Here is a 20336-nt window from a genome sequence, read left to right as displayed (position 1 = left end):
TCATTGCTTGAAATCTGATATATTTCCGTAGAACTAAACCCAAATGCTGTATGAAAACTTTCTCCAAACTGATGGCTGCTATCTGTTGTATCTGTACAATCATCACACAAGCCCAAAATAACTATCCCCAAAATTATTTCCGTAATCCTCTGAATATTCCTATGCAGCTGGCTGCCAATTTTGGTGCGGTAAGAACCAATCATTTTCACATGGGATTGGATTTGAGGACCAACAGCCAGGAGAATTTATCGGTTGTAGCTGCCGCAGATGGCTACGTAAGCAGAGTAAAAGTGGAACGTTATGGTTTTGGGAATGCCATATATATCACCCATCCAAATGGTTTTACAACAGTATATGCCCATTTGAATAAGTATTTCGATAAGCTTGATGAATATGTAAAAGAGAAGCAGTATAAAGACGAAAAATGGGAACAGGATATTACATTTCAACAAGGGCAGTTTCCGGTTGCCAAAGGTCAGCTTATAGCTTTGAGCGGAAATACAGGAGGTTCAGCAGGCCCTCATTTGCATTTTGAGATCAGGGATACAAAAACAGAAGAATGTCTTAACCCTCTGCTGTTTGGATTTAATATCCCGGATTCTGTAGCACCTATTATCAGCGGACTGTATTGGTATGACCGCAGATTCAGTACCTATGAACCGGGGGCGAACGGAATTGCCGTTAAAAAAGTAGGAAATGCCTATACCGCAGATGTTGTCAGAGTGAATTCTCCCTTGATAAGTTTTGGAATAAAAGCTGTAGATAAAGCCAATCAGGGCTTTAATCTTGGAATTTATAAAGCAGAAATATTGATGGATGGGAAACTGATTTATGGTTTCAGTATTGATAAAGTGAGCTATGATGATACCCGTTACCTGAATGGCTGTATAGATTATACTAAATTCAGCAGGGACAAAGTAGCAATTCAGCACTTATCTTCATTACCGGGGATGAAATTACAAAATTACAGTGTTCCTGATCTGTCTGGAATTATCAACCTTCAGGATGAAGACATTCACAATATTGAAATTGTTTTAAAGGACGTAAAAGGAAACACCAGCAGGTTAACCACCAAAGTTCAGTTGAGTAATGCAGGAAGCGGAATTGCATCATCAGGAAAGACAATTTTACCTAATGAAGGAAAAACGCTTACTACTGAAAATGCAGCAATCAGTTTCAGTAAAAGTGCATTATATGATGCTGTAAATTTCGATATGTATGAAAAAAGCAGCACGGATGGAAATGCAGTTTCCAATACTATTGTTTTACAGAATCCGTATCTTCCTGTTCATGATTATTATACTTTGAAAATAAAACCCAACAGGAAGCTTTCCAAAGAAGAAAAAGATAAAGTAGTGGTTTTGTTTAACTATGGAACTGATAAGGATGCTGTAAAAGCAAAATGGAACGGCGATCAGGCAGAATCACAGTTCAACAGATTGGGTACGGCAGATTTGATATTGGATAATAGTTTACCATCAGTTTCTTCAGACTGGAAAGAGGGAGCTATTGTCAGTGGCGGTTTCTTAAGGTTAAAAGGAAGCACAAAAGTAGGTGATATAGTTTTCTTCCGGGCAGAACTTGATGGGAAATGGCTGCGGTTTGCCCGTGTGAAAAACGATTTTGTATATATTTTTGATGAGAAATGTCCAAAAAGTTCAGGTTTGCATAGTTTAAAAGTAACCACCATTAATAGTGCAGGAAATACCAATATACAGACCTTTACATTCCAGAGATAAATGATTGGGAATGTATAATCTTTTGATCTTTTACTGTTTCAATCTTTTAATTTTAAATAAATTTGTCCATTAAAAATTAAAATCATTGGAATTTCATCCGTTCATCGAAAAATCAAGTACTCAGGAAATAAAGGCGTTTCAGGAAGAAAAACTTCAACAGCTGCTGGCTTATCTTGAAGAGAATTCACCTTTTTATCAGAGACTTTTTAAGGAAAAAAATATCAATGTTGGAGAGATCCGTACATTGGAAGATCTCCAAAAGATTCCTACAACTACAAAAAATGATCTGCAGCAGCATAATCATGACTTTTTCTGTATTTCACCAGATAAAATTGTAGATTATAGTACTACTTCCGGAACGCTGGGAGATCCGGTAACCTTTGGTTTGTCAGATGGAGATCTTGAAAGGCTTGCATACAATGAAGCGATATCTTTTGCCTGTGCCGGAATTCAGAAAGGTGATGTAGTGCAGATGATTACTACGATTGATAAACGTTTCATGGCAGGACTCGCTTATTTTTTAGGATTAAGAAAAATGGGTGCGAGTGTTGTACGAATGGGACCTGGGATACCTGAACTGCAGTGGGATTCTATTTTCAGATACAAACCAAAATACCTGATTACAGTACCTTCATTTTTACTGAAGATGATCGATTATGCTGAAAAGCATGGCCTGGATTATAAAAATTCAAGTGTTTATGGAGCGGTTTGCATCGGAGAGAGCATCAAAAATCAGGATTTTACAGATAATATCCTTTCGCAGAAGATCAAAGAAAAATGGGATATTAAGCTCTTTTCCACGTATGCTTCTACAGAAATGAGTACAGCTTTCACAGAATGTGAATTCCAGATCGGTGGGCACCATCATCCTGAACTTATCATCACAGAAATTCTGGACGATGAAGGAAATATTGTTAAAGAAGGCGAAAGTGGTGAACTTACGATTACAACTTTGGGAGTAGAGGCAATCCCTTTGCTGAGGTTTAAAACCGGGGATATTGTAAAAGCCCATTACGAACCTTGTCAATGTGGGAGAAATACCATGAGATTAGGCCCTGTGATCGGAAGAAAGCAGCAGATGATCAAATATAAAGGAACTACACTGTATCCGCCTGCAATGAATGATATTCTGAATGATTTTAACAATATTCTTTGCTATCAGATCGTAATTCAGGCTAATGAGATCGGACTGGATGAGATTATCATCAAATTAAGTACAGATCAGGAACATGAAAATTTCGTAAATGAAGTAAGAGATCATTTCCGTGCAAAATTAAGAGTAAGCCCGAAAATTGAGATCATTGATTTTAATATCCTGTCTAAAACCGTTTTCAATCCGAATAGCCGAAAGCCGATTACATTTATAGATCTGAGATAATCTGAATTGTTCAGAAGTAAAAATATATAAAAAAGACTGCTCATTGCAGTCTTTTGTTTTATTGCTGTTGTTCTTTTTCTAACTTGATGAGGTTGGCAAGATTCTTAATCACCGTATCATGTTTTTTTACAAAAGGATTATCCTTATTCCAGACATATCCGGCCAATACAGCGCAGATCTTTTTCTTCACATCGGGGTTTTCCGGTTGGTGGAAAAATAATTCCTGAAGATTTCCTGTGTACCATTCTTTTACGTAGGTGGTGAAAACATCTACACCATATAAAATATAATCGGTGTATTCCGTTTGCCAGTTGATTTTCTCACCATTCAGCTGTCTTAATGCCAACTTAGCGGCAACCATCCCTGATTCTGTAGCGAAAGCCATTCCTGAAGAAAAAACAGGATCAAGGAATTCTGAAGCGTTACCAGTTAAGGCAAATCCATCTCCGAAAAGACTTTTTACAGAACATGAATAATCTTTAAGATGTCTTGGTTCAAAAAGAAATTCTATATCACCAAAACGCTTTACATAATAATCTGAAAGGGAAATTGCTTTTCTCAAAGCCTCGGCAGTATCTCCGTTCTCCGATAATTTATCAATATATTCAGTTGGGCCTACAATTCCTAAACTTGTATTTCCGTTAGAAAAAGGAATTACCCAAAGCCATACTTCGGTTTCAATAATATCAAAAGAAATTAAAGTTCCTTCCTCACCTGGTTCTCTGTTAATATCCTTTACATGAGAAAAGATAGCAGAGTGTGGAGATAATTTTGAAGGTTTTTCAAGATCTAAAAGACGAGGTAACACTCTTCCGTACCCACTTGAATCAATTACGAACTTTGCGTGGATCTCTTTTGTTTCTCCGTCTTTTGTTTTTACAGTTGTGATAGAATCTGTTCCGTTAAATTTGATGTCAATAACTTCTGTTTCAAATTCAAGATCAACTCCTTTATTGATGACTTCCTGAGCCAGGGTATTATCAAAATCAGCTCTTGGAACCTGCCAGGTCCAGTCCCAGCCTTCTCCGAATTTATTGCTGAAATCAAAAATGCAGACCTCGTCACCGCGAAGGAAACGTGCACCCAGTTTTTTCTCAAAGCCCATTTTATCCAATGCAGGGAAAAGACCAGCCTCCTCAAAGTGGTCCATTACCCTTGGAATTAAGCTTTCACCGACTACCAGTCTTGGGAATTTTGTCTTTTCAACAACTTTTACGCTGACGTTATTGTTCTTTAAGTACGAAGAAGATACGCATCCGGAGGGTCCGGCTCCGATTACAAGAACGTCAACAAATTCTTTGCTCATCTTTGATTTTTTATTTTAATAATAACTTTTATCTTTGCCGCAAAATTAGTGACAAATAATTAATATTTTACAAAATTATCAACTATTACTTTTAATTGATGAAAATAAATAACTTTTTAGAACTGAAAGACTTTCAAAAAATTATCATTGAGAATGAAAAAATAGAACTGGATGAATCGCTTTTATCAAGAGTGAATACAAGTTTTCAGTTTTTAAAGGAATTTTCAAAAAATAAAGTAATATATGGTGTGAACACCGGTTTTGGGCCTATGGCGCAATTCAAGATCAGTGATGAAGACACACACCAGCTTCAGTATAATCTGATCCGGAGCCACTCTTCAGGCATTGGAAATCCATTGCCTGCTGAAGAAGTGAAAGCTTGTATGTTAGCGAGAATGAATACCCTGTCCTTAGGGAATTCAGGAGTACATGAGTCTGTTATTCACCTTCTTCAGGAACTTATCAACAGGGATATTATTCCATTGATTTTCGAACATGGAGGAGTAGGAGCAAGCGGTGATCTTGTTCAGTTAGCCCATTTAGCCCTGGTACTGATTGGAGAAGGAGAAGTGTTCTATAAAGGAGAAAGAAAGTCTACCAAAGACGTTTTTGAAACAGAAGGATTAGACCCGATAAAGGTAGAAATTCGTGAAGGGCTTGCCTTAATGAACGGAACTTCAGTAATGTCAGGAATTGGAATTGTTAATGCTTATAAAGCGAATCAGTTAACAGATATTTCCATTAAACTTTCCTGTGCCATCAATGAAATTGTTCAGGCTTATGATGATCATTTATCAGAAGCATTAAACGGAACAAAAAGACACTACGGTCAGCAGAAAGTAGCAGAAAGAATGCGTGAACATCTTGCTGACAGTAAACTGATCAGAAAAAGAGCAGACCATCTTTATACTCACTTTGAAGAACAGGAAAAAGTATTCAAGGAAAAAGTACAGGAATATTATTCTTTGAGATGTGTACCACAGATTCTAGGTCCGGTATTAGATACATTGGAATATACAGAGAAAGTTCTTGAAAATGAGATCAACTCTGCGAATGATAATCCAATTATCAATGTAGAAGATCAACACGTTTACCACGGAGGAAATTTCCACGGAGACTATATCTCTCTGGAAATGGATAAGTTAAAAATTGTGGTAACGAAACTTACGATGCTTGCAGAAAGACAGCTTAACTATCTTTTAAATGCTAAAATCAACGAAATTTTGCCTCCTTTTGTAAATTTAGGTAAATTAGGTTTCAATTTCGGGATGCAGGGAGTGCAGTTTACAGCAACTTCCACTACAGCGGAAAGCCAGATGCTGTCTAATCCTATGTATGTTCACAGTATTCCGAATAATAATGATAATCAGGATATCGTAAGCATGGGAACCAATGCCGCGGTAATCTGCAGAAAGGTGATTGAAAATGCTTTCGAAGTATTGGCGATTGAAGCTATTACTATCGTTCAGGCGATTGAATATCTTGGTTTCCAGAATGAGGTTTCATCGTCTACCAAAGAATTGTACGGTGCAATCAGAAAAATAATTCCTGCATTCTCAGATGATATGGTGATGTATCCTTATCTGGAAGAAGTAAAAAAATATTTAAAGGCAATGTAAGTATTGGCTGAAATGAATTGTCTTTAAAACTAGGTAACTTTAAAAACTAAAACTAAATAAACACTAACGCATGAAATGTGCAATTGTAACAGGAGGCTCCAGAGGAATCGGGAGGGCAATCTGTATAAAACTGGCGGAAGAGAAGAACTACCATATACTCATTAACTACACTTCCAATGAAGCTGCAGCAAAGGAAACTTTGGCTAAGGTAGAAGAATTGGGGGCTACAGGAGAAATTCTTAAGTTTGATGTAGGAAATACCGAAGAAGTAAAGGAGGTATTAACAGCATGGCAGGAAAATAATCCTGAAGCTGTGGTAGAAGTTATTGTTAACAATGCCGGGATTACAAGAGATGGCCTGTTTATGTGGATGCAGAAAGAAGACTGGAATAATGTAATCAATACCAGCTTAGATGGTTTCTTCAATGTAACTAATTTCTTTATTCAGAAACTGCTCCGTAATAAATACGGAAGAATCATCAATATGGTTTCAGTATCCGGAGTAAAGGGAACAGCAGGCCAAACCAATTATTCAGCAGCTAAAGGAGCGTTAGTAGGTGCAACCAAAGCTCTTGCTCAGGAGGTTGCGAAGAGAAATGTTACCGTAAATGCAGTGGCTCCAGGGTTTATTAAAACCGATATGACACAGGAATTCAATGAAGATGAACTGAAGGCAATGATTCCAGCCAACAGATTCGGGGAAGCAGAGGAAGTGGCAGACCTTGTAGCGTTTCTGGCTTCCAGAAAGTCTTCATACATTACAGGAGAAGTCATTAATATCAACGGTGGAATTTACTCATAAATAATCTAACAATATACCAATGTACCAGCGTACCAATTTCAGTAAAATATTGTTACATTGCCAGACTGATACATTGTTAAATTCAATATGAACACATGGAAAATAGGGTTGTAATTACCGGAATGGGAATTTATTCCTGCATCGGGACGTCTTTAGAAGAGGTCAGGGAATCCCTATATCAAGGAAAATCCGGCATTGTCTTAGATCAGGATAGAAAAGCATTCGGTTTCAGATCAGGACTTACGGGAACAGTTCCGAAACCTGATTTAAAAAACCTTTTGAACAGACGCCAGCGTGTAAGTATGGGCGAAGAAAGTGAGTATGCTTATCTTGCTACCATTGATGCTCTGAAACAGGCTAATCTGGATGAAACCTTTTTAGATACCCATGAAGTTGGGATTTTATATGGAAACGACAGTGTTTCCCAGGCAGTAGTAGAATCTATTGACATTGCAAGGGAAAAGAAAGATACTACATTGATGGGATCAGGAGCAATCTTTAAATCAATGAATTCAACAGTAACGATGAACCTTTCTACCATCTTTAAACTGAAAGGGATCAACCTTACTATAAGTGCTGCCTGCGCAAGTGGTTCGCACTCTCTGGGGCTTGCTTATATGATGATTAAGAACGGATTTCAGGATATGATTATCTGCGGCGGCGCTCAGGAAACCAATAAATACTCTATGGCCAGCTTTGACGGGTTAGGCGTTTTTTCAGCAAGGGAAGATGAACCTACAAAAGCATCAAGACCTTTTGATGCTGATAGAGACGGGTTGATCCCGAGTGGGGGTGCCGCTTCTTTAATTGTTGAAAGTCTGGAATCTGCACAAAGAAGAGGAGCCCACATTATTGCTGAAATCATAGGATATGGTTTCTCGTCTAACGGCGGGCATATTTCCACTCCTAATGTAGATGGACCGGCTTTAGCAATGGACAGAGCCCTGAAGCAATCTGGTTTAAAAGCCTCAGATATCGATTATATCAATGCCCACGCCACTTCAACTCCAATTGGAGATGCCAATGAAGCCAAGGCTATCTATGAGATTTTTGGGAGTGAAGTTCCGGTAAGTTCTACGAAGTCTATGACTGGACATGAGTGCTGGATGGCCGGTGCAAGTGAAGTTATTTACTCTATTCTGATGATGCAGAATGATTTTATAGCCCCCAATATTAATCTGGAAAATCCTGATAATGAGGCTAAAAAGATAAATTTGGTGTTTGAAACAAAAAATCAAAAAATTGATGTATTTTTGTCGAATTCTTTTGGGTTCGGGGGAACCAATTCTGCACTAATAGTTAAAAAATTTGATTAAAAACATGGAAAGGGAAAAAATTGTTGCTATTGTTAATGATTTTCTGGTTAACGAATTTGAAGTTGACGGAGATGAAATCAGTAATGATGCCAACCTTAAAAATACACTGGGACTGGACAGCTTAGATTATATTGACATGGTCGTAGTTATAGAATCCAATTTCGGAGTGAAATTAGGAGAAGCAGACTTCAAGAAAATGGTAACATTTGATGATTTCTATACAACGATTGAAAATAAGATCGCTGAGAAAAACGCATAGTTATTAAGTAAATCTATATTCCTTACAATGTACCAATGTAATAATAGAAGAGGATACTCACGGATATTGTTACATTGGTACACTTTTATACTGGTAAACTGCATTTATGAACAAGTGGAAAGGTAAATCTAAAGGGACGGTACTGGGGTACAGGATATTCGTCTGGTGTATTAGAAATATCGGGATCAGATGTTCATATTTTGTATTGTACTTTGTAGCAGCTTATTATGTTTTGTTTCAGAAAAAAAGCAACCAGTATATTCTATATTATTTCCATAAAAGACTGAATCTCGGTTATTGGAAGGCCAAGCGCTCTATTTTTAAAAGTTATTTTACTTTTGGGCAGGTTCTGATCGATAAGACCGCCATTTCCGCCGGATTGAGAGAAAAATATACCTATGAATTTGACGGTATTGAAAACCTGAGAAATCTTTTGGCAGCCAAGAAAGGAGGTGTTCTCATCAGTGCCCACATCGGTAACTTTGAAGTGGCAGAACATTTCTTTGCAGATATTGATTTCGACTGTCAGATCAATCTGGTTACTACAGATCAGGAAGTTACCGTCATCAAGGAATATCTGGAAAGTGTTTCTGTAAAAAAGAGCAATATCAAATTCATTTATGTGAAAGAAGATATGTCGCATATCTTTGAGATCAATCAGGCTTTATCTAATAACGAGCTTATTTGCTTTACCGGGGACCGCTATTTTGAAGGCTCGAAATTTCTGGAAGCTGATTTATTAGGGAAAAGTGCAAAATTCCCGGCAGGCCCGTTTCTTATTGCATCCCGTTTAGGAGTACCTGTGGTATATGTTTATGTAATGAAGGAGAAAAACCTTCATTATCATTTGTATGCCAGAGTAGCTCAGAATATTAAAAACAGGGATTCTCAGGGACTTTTACAGTCTTATGTGCAGAATCTTGAAACCATGATCAAAAAATATCCGCTTCAATGGTTTAATTATTTTGATTTTTGGGATTATATTGATTAATTTTTCTATTTTTATTCCGTAAAAGCTAATAAAAACTCAAAACCATTAAGGAATCCGGAGAAGCTGAAATTCAAAAAGATATTACTCAAATAGGATTTACCATACAGTAATCACAAAATAATATCCAAATTTCTTAAATTCCCAATCTCTTAATTAAAAAAGCACATTCTCCTTTGAAAAAAGAATATGACATACTTGTAATCGGCAGCGGATTGGGAGGCCTTGTCTCGGCTCTTGTTTTAGCGAAAGAAGGCCTGAAGGTTTGTGTACTGGAGAAAAATAACCAGTATGGCGGAAATCTGCAGACTTTTTCAAGAGATAAACTCATTTTTGATACCGGAGTGCATTATTTGGGAGGGCTTTCAAAAGGCCAGAACCTTAACCGCTTTTTCTCTTATCTGGAGATTATGGATGAGCTGGAACTTCACAAGATGGATGAAGACGGATACGACAGAATTTCCTTTGATGATGAAAATATTGAATATCCACACGCTCAGGGCTATGAAAACTTTGTAGAACAGTTATCTGCCTATTTTCCTGAAGAAAGAGACAATCTTGAAAATTACTGTGAAGAAATTCAGTATGTGTGCAGCCAGTTTCCGAGGTATCATGTCGTAGGCAAGGAGAGCTACAACGAAGAAATCCTGCATTTGAATACCAGGAGGTTTATTGAATCCGTTACTCAGAATAAAACCCTTCAGGCAGTTTTATTAGGTTCGAATTTCCTGTACGCAGGAGATTCCGAGAATGTTCCTTTCTATGTGCATGCCTTAACGGTGAACTCTTACATACAGAGTGCTTATAAATGTGTAAAAGGCGGAAGTCAGATATCAAAGCTGTTGATTAGAAAACTTCGTCAGTATGGAGCTGAAGTGCATAAACATTCAGAAGTCTCCGAATTCATTTTTAATGAAAATAATACCCTGGCTTCTGTAAAAACAAAATCAGGAAAAGAATATGCTGCCAAGCAGTTTATTTCCAATGTTGAAATCCGTTCTACCATTAAACTGATAGGAGAGGACAGACTGAAAAAGTCTTTCCTGAACAGGGTTTTAAGCTGGAAGCCGGTTTCATCATGTTTCAGTGTTTATATTGTTTTAAAACCTAATTGTTTGCCCAACTTTAATTACAATATTTACCATTATTCCTCTGAAGATCAAGTCTGGAATGCTTACCGTTACAAAAAAGAAGCATGGCCGGAGACTTATATGCTTTCATCTATGCCCTCAAAGCACCATCCTGAGTTTGCAGAAAGTTTTACGGCTATTTCTTATATGGATTTTGATGAGGTAAAACAGTGGGAAAATACAGTCAATACCGTTGCAGATGAGCATGAAAGAGGAGTACAGTATGAAAAATTCAAGATGGAAAAGACTGAAAAAATGATTGATGCTCTTGAAAAGAGAATTCCGGGCTTAAAGCATGCGATTAAACGTATATATACTTCTTCACCATTATCTTACCGCGATTATATTGGAAGTTTTGAAGGAAATATGTATGGTTATATGAAAAACTCAGACAATCCTCTTAAAACCATGGTTTCTCCCCGTACAAAAATTGATAACCTGTTTCTCACAGGCCAATCCGTAAATATGCATGGAATTTTAGGAGTAACGATAGGAGCATTCAATACCTGTGCTGAAATTCTGGGAAAAGAAACTATTGACAGCCGCTTGGACTCAATGACCTAATAAAAACAACCGTGAAAAAAACTAAGATCCATAACCTGTTCTATAAAAGGCTTCTTCTGTATTTCTTTTTTTCCTGCCTCCTGAGCGCGTGCGGAGTATCTAAATCTGTTCATCATCTTCCAGATGTACAGCAATATACTTTGGAAATTCCTAAGGTTAACAAGATCAATGACAGCACATTCACCTATAATCAGAATTTTCTTACTAAAAATAAACAACAGCTCTGGGAACTTTACATTAAAGGAAATCCTTTGCAGTTAGGCTATAATAACGGAGCATTAACTCAGGACCTGATGCAGAAGCAGGAAGGGATCTTTTTCTCCAAAGTGGAAAGCTTTGTTCCTTCAAAGTTTAAACAGAAGCTCTTAAATACCTTCTTAAAATGGTACAACCGTAAAATGTATCTGAATGTAAGGGAAGATTATCAGGCAGAACTATTTGGTCTCTCTCAATATTCGTCTGATCAGTATGATTTTATAGCATCAAAATATCTGAGGAACCTATATTTACATGGTGCTCATGATATTGGGCATGCCATGCAGGACCTGGCTATGGTAGGCTGTACTTCCCTGGCTGTGTGGAATGATAATACGGAAGACGGTGATATGCTGATCGGAAGAAACTTTGATTTCTATGTAGGAGATGAGTTTGCTCAGAATAAACTGGTTGAATTTGTGGAACCGGAAGATGGGATTCCCTATATGTCTGTAAGCTGGCCGGGAATGATAGGCGTAGTTTCCGGGATGAATAAAGAAGGAATCACAGTAACCATCAATGCCGGGAAATCAAGAATTCCCTTAACTGCAAAAACACCTATTTCTTTGGTAACAAGGGAAATTCTGCAGTATGCTAAAACCATAGATGAAGCTATTGCCATTGCTAAAAAAAGAAATGTTTTTGTTTCAGAATCCATCTTAGTGGGAAGTGCTCATGATAGAAATGCTGTAATTATTGAAGTTTCGCCGAAAAACTTCGGTGTGTACAGGGTTCAGAATACCAGCAAAGTGCTTTGTACCAATCATTTTCAGTCTGATGCATATAAAGATGATAAAAGAAATCAGAAACAGATTAAAGAAAGTCATTCGGAATACCGTTATGAAAAACTTCAGGAACTCTTACAGGATGAAAAAAAGCTCACTCCGGAGAAAATGGCTTCTGTTTTAAGGAACAGATCCGGTTTAAAGGATAAAAGCATAGGGTATGGAAATGAAAAAGCTTTAAACCAGTTATTGGCTCACCATGCGGTTATATTTTCACCCGAAAAAAAACTGGTTTGGGTTTCTTCGAATCCTTATCAGCTGGGAGAGTTTGTATGTTATGATCTTAATGAAATTTTTTCAGGGAAAGTATTGAAAACTAATGATATTTCTAAATCACAATTAAATATTCCTCGTGATCCTTTTGCTGATTCTGAAGAATTTGAAAATTATGAGACATCCAGAAGGCTTGGAAAAAAAGTTATTGATGCTACAGAGTATAAGGATATTACATTAACAGATGATGCCATTCCTTATTATCAGTCTTTGAATCCTGATTTCTGGAAAATATATTTTTTGAGTGGAAAATATTATTATCACAAAAAAGAATATTCCAAGGCAAAAGCAGAGTTTGAAAAAGCGCTTACTAAGGAAATAACTACCATCCCGGATCGGAAAGCGGTTGAAAAGTATCTTGATAAAACCAATAAAAAGATTACTAAATAAGCATCGAAGTGCTACTGGGCTTTTTTCAGTTAATTATTCTCAGGATTTAACTTATTCAGAAAAAGAAATGTACTGATTCCGGCAATGGAAGATAATGCAGTGCTTAGGATGAAACTTCCGATTACATATTGAAGCAGATTATTCTTAATCAGATCAAAATTAATATCCTGGCTGAGTAAATTACTGTCTCCATGTACAAACGGCGCCCCAAGAAATAAGGATGCTGCAATAATAAAAGGAATAAAAGGGGGTAAGCTTACATTGGAAGCTACAAATGCCAGCACTTTATTCAGCTTGAAAAGTACAGATAAGCTGATCACAAGCAAAGTCTGGAATCCCCAAAAAGGAGAAAGTCCTATAAAGACTCCAAGTGCAATGGAAAAAGCTTTTGTACGGTTGCTTCCATCGCTTTCCAGGACATCTTCCTTTATGAATCTTTTAAAGCTTTTTTTTTTGAAATTATTCACGAAGTTCCTCGGAATAATGTAGAACAGGGTAATGGTTACCAGGATTGTATTCAGAATACTGATCCGGGTAAAATCCTTAAACGGTCTGAAGTGAGAAACACGCTCTGCAGGATCATACAGAACCTTAACAGGAACATTCTTTACGGGAACATGCCTCCAGGCAGTTCTTACGATGATCTCGATTTCAAATTCAAACTTAGGAGTAAAATATTTCTTTGGAATTTTGTGCAAAGGATACAATCTGTACCCGGACTGTGTATCTTCCAGCTTTATTCCGGTTTCAAACCAGAACCAGAAATTGGAAAACCGGTTTCCAAAACTGCTTTTCTTTGGAATCCCATCCTGGGACATGTTTCTGTTTCCAATCAAAAGCACATCTTCATCTTCCTGAAGAAGCGCTTCTACGAATACGGGGATGTCGTCCGGATAATGCTGCCCGTCAGAATCAATGGTGATAGCGTGGTCATAACCCAATTCTTTTGCTTTTCTAAAGCCTGTTTTAAGCCCGTTTCCCTTTCCTTTGTTCTCAGGTAAGGAGATTACGGTAATCTGAGGATATTGGCTAAGAATCTGAGCGGTGGAATCGGTGGAACCATCATTCACCACAATAATACTTTCGGTGTAATCTAAAACACCGTCAATTACCCTTTTCAGGGTCTTTTCATTATTATAGGTAGGTATTAAAATACAGATCTTCCTTTCGGAAATTGCATTTTGTACTTCAGCAAGGGACATGTTTTTATTTTAAAGTGGCTCTTTCAGCCTCGGTAATCGTTTTAGACTGCATGGCGAACCTTTTAATATAGTTTTTTAAGGCCGAATTCTGTTTGCTGTAATTGTTCAGAAGAAATGTTTTGTCATCCTTTAAGCTTCCTCTGTATCCGACAATTTTAGGAATGTTTTCCTGTACACTTAGCCTTATCAGACGTAATTCTGCATTATTAGGATTGCTTTTAATAATTCCTTCAAGGTGGGTTGCTCCTGTTTTTACCAGTGCTTTCCTGTTCCCTTTAGATACTTTGGCTTCCATAATTTTAGCAGCTGCTTTATACCCTAAAGTTACCGGATCAGAACCTGATTGCCTTTCTGCAACTTCAATAAAATTTGAGGTGTTGGTGCTTGAATCATTAGCCTTGGCATAGCTGTTTCTCAGTGCTTCAAGATCAGACTGAAAGAAAAATAAGAATGCCGCTACGAAGGATAAAATAAGTTTCATGACATTATTTTTTTATAGCTTACAGACAGTTTTAATGCAATAGTCTCGCCAAAAGAGGTTGAATTTTTTACTTTAACATCCTCTCCATCTTCTGTAATATCCAGCTGAAGTTTCAGGTCAGGAGTCTCAAAAGGATTGATAATGGCCATGAATTTTACGTTAGAAGCTGTTTTTAAAAATAATTTTGAACCTGTAAACTCTTCTGTTAGCTCCTTAATGATCTGCATCATGCAAACTCCGGGAGTTACCGGGTTTCCGGGAAAATGTCCCTTGAAAATGTCATGATCTTTATTCAAATGAATATGAGCAGTAAAGCTTCCGTTTTCTGCCTTTTCGTATGATGTTAAAGTATAAAAATCTGTAAGAATGGTCTGCATGATCTTATTTTTTAAGATTAAAAGGTATGATAAACTCCGTTTTGAAAAACGATACTACTCGCTTTTATATTGGAAATCATTCTGTTTCGGTTATTTGAAATAGTTTTATATTGATCTTAAAATCCTTATGTTGTAAGTTTAAGCTGTCTGCGAAGATATGCTTTTTTGCATCAAAAGTAAAATCGATCTTTTCCTTATTGTTTTTCGTGTAAATGATCTGTTTCAACAGATTATTTTCTTTGTTGAAGAACAGGTAGTAGCTTTTATTGTCAATTCTGGAGAGGTAGATTTTTGAATGGTCATTTTCAAAACTTTCACTTACCGGATATTGTCTTTTCAACAGCTGCTGGAAATCGTTTTTCAGAAAATTAATGACAATTTTCTTATCCAGATCCGGCAGTACATAATTAAGCTTAAAATCCTGGTCTGAGATCTCAAAATCAATCAGTTTATTCCCGAAATCAGAGGTTAATGCTACACGATGCGTTGTTTCATTCAGTTTTTTAATGATCAGAATACCGCTTACATGATTTTTATAAATATCTATCTGGCATTTATACACATAATCTTCAGCAGATGAAAAATACAGGTTTTCAACTGTCTTTTCTTCTGCCAGAACTGGCTTCACACCAGTAAGCTGATAGGACTTACAGGAAACAGCCAATATTAAAATCAGGCTATAAAGTAAATTCTGACGCAGGAATGGAAGCATTGATCTTTGTATTTTTAAAAACAATGTTAGTTGTATCACCTGAAGCTTCAGTCATATTTACCTGGGAAACGGTAGATTGGCTTTTAGGGAAATAAAGCTCAATCTGCTTGATATATTTTAAAAGCTGTGAAGTTTTCGGAACAAATTTAGCCACATTGTAATTTCCGTTTTTGAAATAAGTTACTGTAAATTCGGGATCGTTGAACATAGTTCCGTTGGAGCTTCCTACAATGAGTTTATTGATCTTTTCAAAAGTTTTGCTTTTGGCATCTACAGAAGATTTTTTCCCCTGGTCATTGATGTAAATCTTGTTGCTTTTAAAAACAATGCTGTACTGATAAGGCTTGGTGTATTTCCAGCTCAGCATATTAGGTGTCTGTAAAGACATTTTCCCGTAGGTAACAATGCTTTTATCCAGGAAGTCCATTTTTTTGGTCTGGGTGAAATCACTCTGCAGCGTTTTGATCTCTTTGGTGTCTGCAGAAACCTTGGATACAAATGCTTTAGCTTCTGCCCCGGACATGGCTGTGTTTTGGGCAAAAAATAATCCGGATATCAGTAGAAATGCTCCGAAAGCAATATTTTTAATCATTTTTTTCTTGAATTTGTAATGGAATCAACTGTAAAAGTTGAGTATTTTTTATCTGCCAAAAATACTAATAAATCTGCCAGCACACGATACGTTTTTTCTGAAGTATCATGAAGAAGAATGATGCTCCCTTTCTTTAATCCTTTCGTTACTCTCCGGTAGATTTTCTTTTCATCATCAATAATCGTGTCCAGAGAACGGACGTTCCAGCCGATGCTCGTTTTATGAGTCCTTTTGATCGCTTTGGCAATACTTGGATTGGTAACACCGAACGGCGGCCTGTACAGGTTGGTTTGTATATTGCCAACATTCTTCATTACTTCATCACAGCTCTCTATCTCTGCCATCATTTTTAACGTTGATAAAAAACCTGTTGAATTGGAATGTGAAAAGGTATGATTTCCTATAGTATGCCCCTCGGCAATGATCCTTTGAAAGGTTTCAGGGTATTTTTCAATCTGCTTTCCGATGCAGAAAAAAGTGGCTTTTATTTCATGCTCTTTGAGTAAGTCTAAAAACTTAGGCGTAAATTCCGTTGGACCATCATCAAAAGTAAGGGCTACCTCTTTAATTCTGGTTCTTTTATGGGTAATACTGTTAACAAAATATCCCAGTTCAATAGCAAATGATCCCCAAACCACTACTGCAGAAAAAGCAAGGAAACATGCAATATACACCCAAAAACTTCCCTGAAACGCATAGATGAAAACGTTACAGAAGAGATAAAACAGGATGAATGAATAGTGTCTCATGATTGCTTTTTTGAGTTTTTAGATGACTGTTTTCTTACTTTATATGATTTTGAGATATTCTTAACACTCTTTTTGTCACTCTGTAAGAGTCTAAACCAATACATTCAAATTATCTATGTTGAGATTCCACGCTTCCACTTCGTTTCGCTCTGAATGACAGAATTACGCTATAATAAAATAACTAAGCTCTTTCCAATAATACCAAACTATGATCGCTGCCTGCTAAGTGATTGTAAAGAAGTACATTCTTTACTTCTTCTTTTTTTTCTGCATTAATCATCATCACTTCCGGGATCTTCTGTTCTTTAAGAATATGGCAGGCCATAAATGTAGAAAAACCACTTGCTGTATTGAACTCCCCACTCAGATGTTTGTAATATAATAATGCCGAACCTGGTAACAAGTTCATGGCCTTTGTATAATAAACGTCAGAGTCTGCGTCACTACTGAAACCTAAAATTACAGCATCAATATCGGTTGCTGAAAGATTGTTTTTTGTCAGGAACTCCTGAATAAAATCTGAAGTTTCATCCAGTTCTAATTTATTGCTGATTTTAATATCAGTAAGTTTTGCGTAAGTAGTTTCTGTTTTATCTTTTCCTACAACAAAAAAGCTAGCTCCTTCACCCCAGATAACACCATTGGTTGTAGAATACAGATAATCGGCAGGAAGATCTGACTCTTTTTTAATGGTATTGTTCAGGCAGTAGAGTTCCATGGTTCTGTTGGTCTGCTCATCGGTAGATCCAACCAGAATATTTTCAGCTTCACCATCTTTAATCTGTAGTTGGGCATCCAACAATGAAAATTCCAGAGATGAAGAAGTATTTACATAGGTAAAGTTGTAGCCATGGCATTGCAGCCCCAGTGCAATCTGGCCTGCAACAGTATTGTGGGTAGACTGAATAAAAAATGTAGGGGTTAAAAACTCCTCATGATTATCAATTACGTTTTTCAGAAACTTTTCAGAATCCTGTGAACATCCCATCCCGGTTCCTGCGATAATAGCATCTGGCTGTTGAATTCCAGCTTCTTTTAAAGCGTAGTGCGACGCTACAGAACTCATTTTTACCGTTTTAGACATTCTTCTGATCATGGCAGGAGGAATGAATTCTTTGTAATTAGGTTCTATGGCTTTTATGATCTTTGCCGAATTTTCCGGCTTAAGACTATCAAGGATATTTTTGTTTAAAGTGTCCTGAGCAGAGATACAGGATGCACTGTTGATGTATACTGTACTCATGATTTTGAGAAAATTAGGGTTGAACAGTTTCCACCAAATCCAAATGAATTGGAAAGAACATGATTGATGTTTTTCTCCTTCAGTTCAGTAACCGGGGTGAGATCAAACTCTTCCATTTTCGTTTTGAAATTCAGGTTCGGGAAAATAAGGTTGTGTTGCATGGCTAGAATTGAAAATACGGCTTCAATCCCGGCTGCTGCAGCCAGTGTATGTCCTGTAAACGCTTTTGTAGAGCTGAATTCCGGCACCTGGTTTTCTCCAAAAATCCTGATCATGGCAATTCCCTCAGATAGGTCATTATTAGGTGTCGCTGTGCCATGAACATTGATATAATCGATGTCTTCTTTGTTTAAACCTGAAATTTTCAAAGCCTTATGCATTGCTAAAAAGGCACCTTGTCCGTTTTCAGAAGAGGCGGTTTGGTGGTGGGCATCGTTGGCATTTCCATATCCGGAAAGATAGGCCAGCACCTTTTTATTTTCCTTTTTAACAAGTTCTTCGGATTCAAGCACTAAAAAAGCGGCTGCTTCTCCAAGATTCAATCCTTTTCGGTTGTTGTCGAAAGGCGTATTATAAGAATCTGTAAGGATCATCAGGGTGTTGAACCCATTCAGCGTAAACTTTGAAAGAGAATCTGTTCCGCCCACGATTACACGATCCAGAACTCCGTTTTTTATGAGTTTAGCTCCCATCATAATGGCGTTTGCTGCAGATGAGCAGGCTGTACTGATGGTAGAAACCATACCTTTTAATCCCAAATGATCTGCAATGGCCAATGAGGAACTTCCGGCATCATGAGCATCAATATATTTTTGCTTTTCAGGAAAGTCTTCGTAGGAATAGAAGTATTTTTCGGTAATATCCATTCCGCCAACACTGGTGGAGGAGATCAGCCCGGTTCTGTAGCCGTTGATATCCGATATTCCGGCACTTTCTACTGCTTCTTTGGCGGCTATCATCCCTAATAAGGATGTTCTGGTAACATTGTTGTCTTCGCGCAGCTGAAGTTTCTGTACCAGTTCCTCATTGGATAGTTTTATTTCACCTGTTTTAATCGCTCCGGCGTGGCGGGTTTCAAACATCTGAATATCTGAAATACCGTGTTTTCCGGATTGTAATGAAATAAAATTTTCCTCCACATTGTTTCCGATGGAGGAAATGATGCCCATTCCCGTTATGGCAATTTTTTGACTCATTCTATTAAATAATGTAACAATGTATCAATGTAACAGTTTACCAATTCTTCTAGTACATTGATACACCGTTAAACAGTTATATGATTTATTTTGTTCTGTTGTCTTCGATGAATTTAGCCATGGTATCGATAGATTGGAAAATTTCCTTTCCTTTTTTAGGATCGGCTAATTTTATTCCATAATCTTTATCCAGAAGAACGATTAATTCCAAAGCATCAATAGAATCTAGTCCTAATCCTCCTCCGAATAACGGATCTGCATCTTTTATTTCTTCTACAGAAACGTCTTCAAGGTTAAGTACTTCAATAATTTTGTGCTTCAATTCTGTTTTTAAGTTTTCCATAATTTAATTAATTTACCAATGTATCTATGTACCAGTTTACCAATAGCTAAAATTGTTACACTTCTACATTGTTATATTGTTACATTTTTACAAGGTTAGCAAATATACAAAAGCTTTGTAATTTTCCTGAAATAATTCAACCCAGCCGCATAATACTTTATCGGCTTTTCCGGATTGGAGAATCTGTTCTGCGTAGTCATTTAAAAAATTTTCATCAAATTCATCCAAAACAAAGAAGGCATTCTCCGTCTGCATTTTGTGTTTAATGCTGATTTCCCCAACACAAATGTTAGGTAAGGTATAAACAAAAACTGCCGGGCTGGGAAAATAATTCTCCTGAGAATTGATGCTTTCCTGGTATTTGAAATCAGTATCCAGACTGGAGGATCTGTTGGCAAAAACCAATGCTGTTCTGCTGTGATCTTCTTCTTTTAAAAGCATTTCAGCAGAAAGAAAGGCTAATTTACTCAGGCTATCCATTTTATGAAATTTCGGATAGCTGAGTTCTAGGCTTTTATAGGCTTCTTTAGCAAATTCCGGGAATGTATTGCTTTCGCTTTCAAAAATAAGGTTTCCATCAACGGTTATTTTTGAATGTTCTATGGTGCAGGTGTTGGTTTTCTTCATCATATTCATT

Annotated in this window: 20 protein-coding genes; 9 read left to right on the top strand and 11 right to left on the bottom strand. The window is 37.0% G+C overall.

Annotated features, from left to right (window positions below):
* Positions 1–50 precede the first annotated feature (50 nt).
* Together EG339_RS24695 and EG339_RS04055 are read left to right on the top strand one after the other, a co-directional pair.
* The gene (locus tag EG339_RS24695) at positions 51–1739 is read left to right on the top strand and encodes a M23 family metallopeptidase (protein ID WP_123868975.1); all 1689 of its coding nucleotides are present in this window, start codon (positions 51–53) and stop codon (positions 1737–1739) included.
* A gap of 85 nt (positions 1740–1824) precedes the next feature.
* On the top strand, positions 1825–3117 hold the full coding sequence (locus tag EG339_RS04055) for a phenylacetate--CoA ligase family protein (protein ID WP_123868974.1): 1293 nt from the start codon (positions 1825–1827) through the stop codon (positions 3115–3117).
* Between the two features lie 58 nt (positions 3118–3175).
* Here the strand turns inward: EG339_RS04055 and EG339_RS04050 are convergent, their stop codons facing one another.
* Complete coding sequence (locus EG339_RS04050; protein ID WP_123868973.1) at positions 3176–4423, bottom strand: NAD(P)/FAD-dependent oxidoreductase; 1248 nt, start codon at positions 4421–4423, stop codon at positions 3176–3178.
* Between the two features lie 98 nt (positions 4424–4521).
* Here EG339_RS04050 and EG339_RS04045 point away from each other — a divergent pair, with 98 nt between their 5' ends.
* The 7 genes from EG339_RS04045 (at position 4522) to EG339_RS04015 (ending at position 12804) form a co-directional block, all read left to right on the top strand.
* Positions 4522–6042: an HAL/PAL/TAL family ammonia-lyase gene (locus EG339_RS04045; RefSeq protein ID WP_185147664.1), complete on the top strand. Its 1521-nt coding sequence runs from the start codon at positions 4522–4524 to the stop codon at positions 6040–6042.
* A gap of 70 nt (positions 6043–6112) precedes the next feature.
* Complete coding sequence (gene fabG, locus EG339_RS04040; RefSeq protein ID WP_123868971.1) at positions 6113–6844, top strand: 3-oxoacyl-ACP reductase FabG; 732 nt, start codon at positions 6113–6115, stop codon at positions 6842–6844.
* Positions 6845–6939: 95 nt separating this feature from the next.
* Positions 6940–8160, top strand: coding sequence for a beta-ketoacyl-[acyl-carrier-protein] synthase family protein (locus EG339_RS04035; protein WP_123868970.1), 1221 nt, complete (start codon positions 6940–6942; stop codon positions 8158–8160).
* Between the two features lie 4 nt (positions 8161–8164).
* A complete protein-coding gene (locus tag EG339_RS04030) occupies positions 8165–8419 on the top strand; it encodes an acyl carrier protein (protein WP_047377388.1) in 255 nt (84 codons plus the stop codon).
* A 106-nt stretch (positions 8420–8525) separates the two neighbouring features.
* Positions 8526–9410, top strand: a complete 885-nt coding sequence (locus tag EG339_RS04025; protein ID WP_123868969.1) for an LpxL/LpxP family acyltransferase — start codon at positions 8526–8528, stop codon at positions 9408–9410.
* Between the two features lie 173 nt (positions 9411–9583).
* The gene (locus tag EG339_RS04020; protein WP_123868968.1) at positions 9584–11101 is read left to right on the top strand and encodes a phytoene desaturase family protein; all 1518 of its coding nucleotides are present in this window, start codon (positions 9584–9586) and stop codon (positions 11099–11101) included.
* A gap of 26 nt (positions 11102–11127) precedes the next feature.
* Positions 11128–12804, top strand: a complete 1677-nt coding sequence (locus tag EG339_RS04015; protein ID WP_185147678.1) for a C45 family autoproteolytic acyltransferase/hydolase — start codon at positions 11128–11130, stop codon at positions 12802–12804.
* Between the two features lie 29 nt (positions 12805–12833).
* Here EG339_RS04015 and EG339_RS04010 read toward each other — a convergent pair whose 3' ends face one another.
* The 10 genes from EG339_RS04010 to EG339_RS03965 form a co-directional block, all read right to left on the bottom strand.
* A complete protein-coding gene (locus tag EG339_RS04010; protein ID WP_123868967.1) occupies positions 12834–14006 on the bottom strand; it encodes a DUF2062 domain-containing protein in 1173 nt (390 codons plus the stop codon).
* A 4-nt stretch (positions 14007–14010) separates the two neighbouring features.
* Positions 14011–14487 (bottom strand): hypothetical protein, encoded by a 477-nt coding sequence (locus tag EG339_RS04005; RefSeq protein ID WP_123868966.1) that lies wholly within the window; start codon positions 14485–14487, stop codon positions 14011–14013.
* Complete coding sequence (locus EG339_RS04000) at positions 14484–14864, bottom strand: 3-hydroxyacyl-ACP dehydratase (protein WP_123868965.1); 381 nt, start codon at positions 14862–14864, stop codon at positions 14484–14486. Before EG339_RS04000 ends, EG339_RS04005 begins: the two co-directional genes overlap by 4 nt.
* Positions 14865–14940: 76 nt before the next feature.
* Entirely contained in the window at positions 14941–15576 is a 636-nt protein-coding gene (locus EG339_RS03995) for a hypothetical protein (protein WP_123868964.1), read from the bottom strand.
* On the bottom strand, positions 15542–16168 hold the full coding sequence (locus EG339_RS03990) for a LolA family protein (RefSeq protein ID WP_123868963.1): 627 nt from the start codon (positions 16166–16168) through the stop codon (positions 15542–15544). The genes EG339_RS03995 and EG339_RS03990 overlap by 35 nt, the downstream gene beginning before the upstream one ends.
* Positions 16165–16917 carry a polysaccharide deacetylase family protein gene (locus EG339_RS03985; protein ID WP_123868962.1) on the bottom strand — a complete coding sequence of 251 codons (753 nt, stop codon included), beginning with the start codon at positions 16915–16917 and terminating at the stop codon, positions 16165–16167. Before EG339_RS03985 ends, EG339_RS03990 begins: the two co-directional genes overlap by 4 nt.
* 181 nt (positions 16918–17098) lie before the next feature.
* On the bottom strand, positions 17099–18160 hold the full coding sequence (locus EG339_RS03980; protein WP_123868961.1) for a beta-ketoacyl synthase N-terminal-like domain-containing protein: 1062 nt from the start codon (positions 18158–18160) through the stop codon (positions 17099–17101).
* Positions 18157–19356 carry a beta-ketoacyl-[acyl-carrier-protein] synthase family protein gene (locus EG339_RS03975; protein WP_123868960.1) on the bottom strand — a complete coding sequence of 400 codons (1200 nt, stop codon included), beginning with the start codon at positions 19354–19356 and terminating at the stop codon, positions 18157–18159. The genes EG339_RS03980 and EG339_RS03975 overlap by 4 nt, the downstream gene beginning before the upstream one ends.
* An 85-nt stretch (positions 19357–19441) precedes the next feature.
* Positions 19442–19699, bottom strand: coding sequence for a phosphopantetheine-binding protein (locus EG339_RS03970; protein ID WP_066696998.1), 258 nt, complete (start codon positions 19697–19699; stop codon positions 19442–19444).
* Positions 19700–19786: 87 nt separating this feature from the next.
* On the bottom strand, positions 19787–20326 hold the full coding sequence (locus EG339_RS03965) for a 3-oxoacyl-ACP synthase (protein WP_123872612.1): 540 nt from the start codon (positions 20324–20326) through the stop codon (positions 19787–19789).
* Positions 20327–20336: the final 10 nt, after the last annotated feature.

Source organism: Chryseobacterium bernardetii, from assembly GCF_003815975.1.
Taxonomy (GTDB): domain Bacteria; phylum Bacteroidota; class Bacteroidia; order Flavobacteriales; family Weeksellaceae; genus Chryseobacterium; species Chryseobacterium bernardetii.
This window is presented reverse-complemented; position numbering and strand designations above follow the sequence as displayed.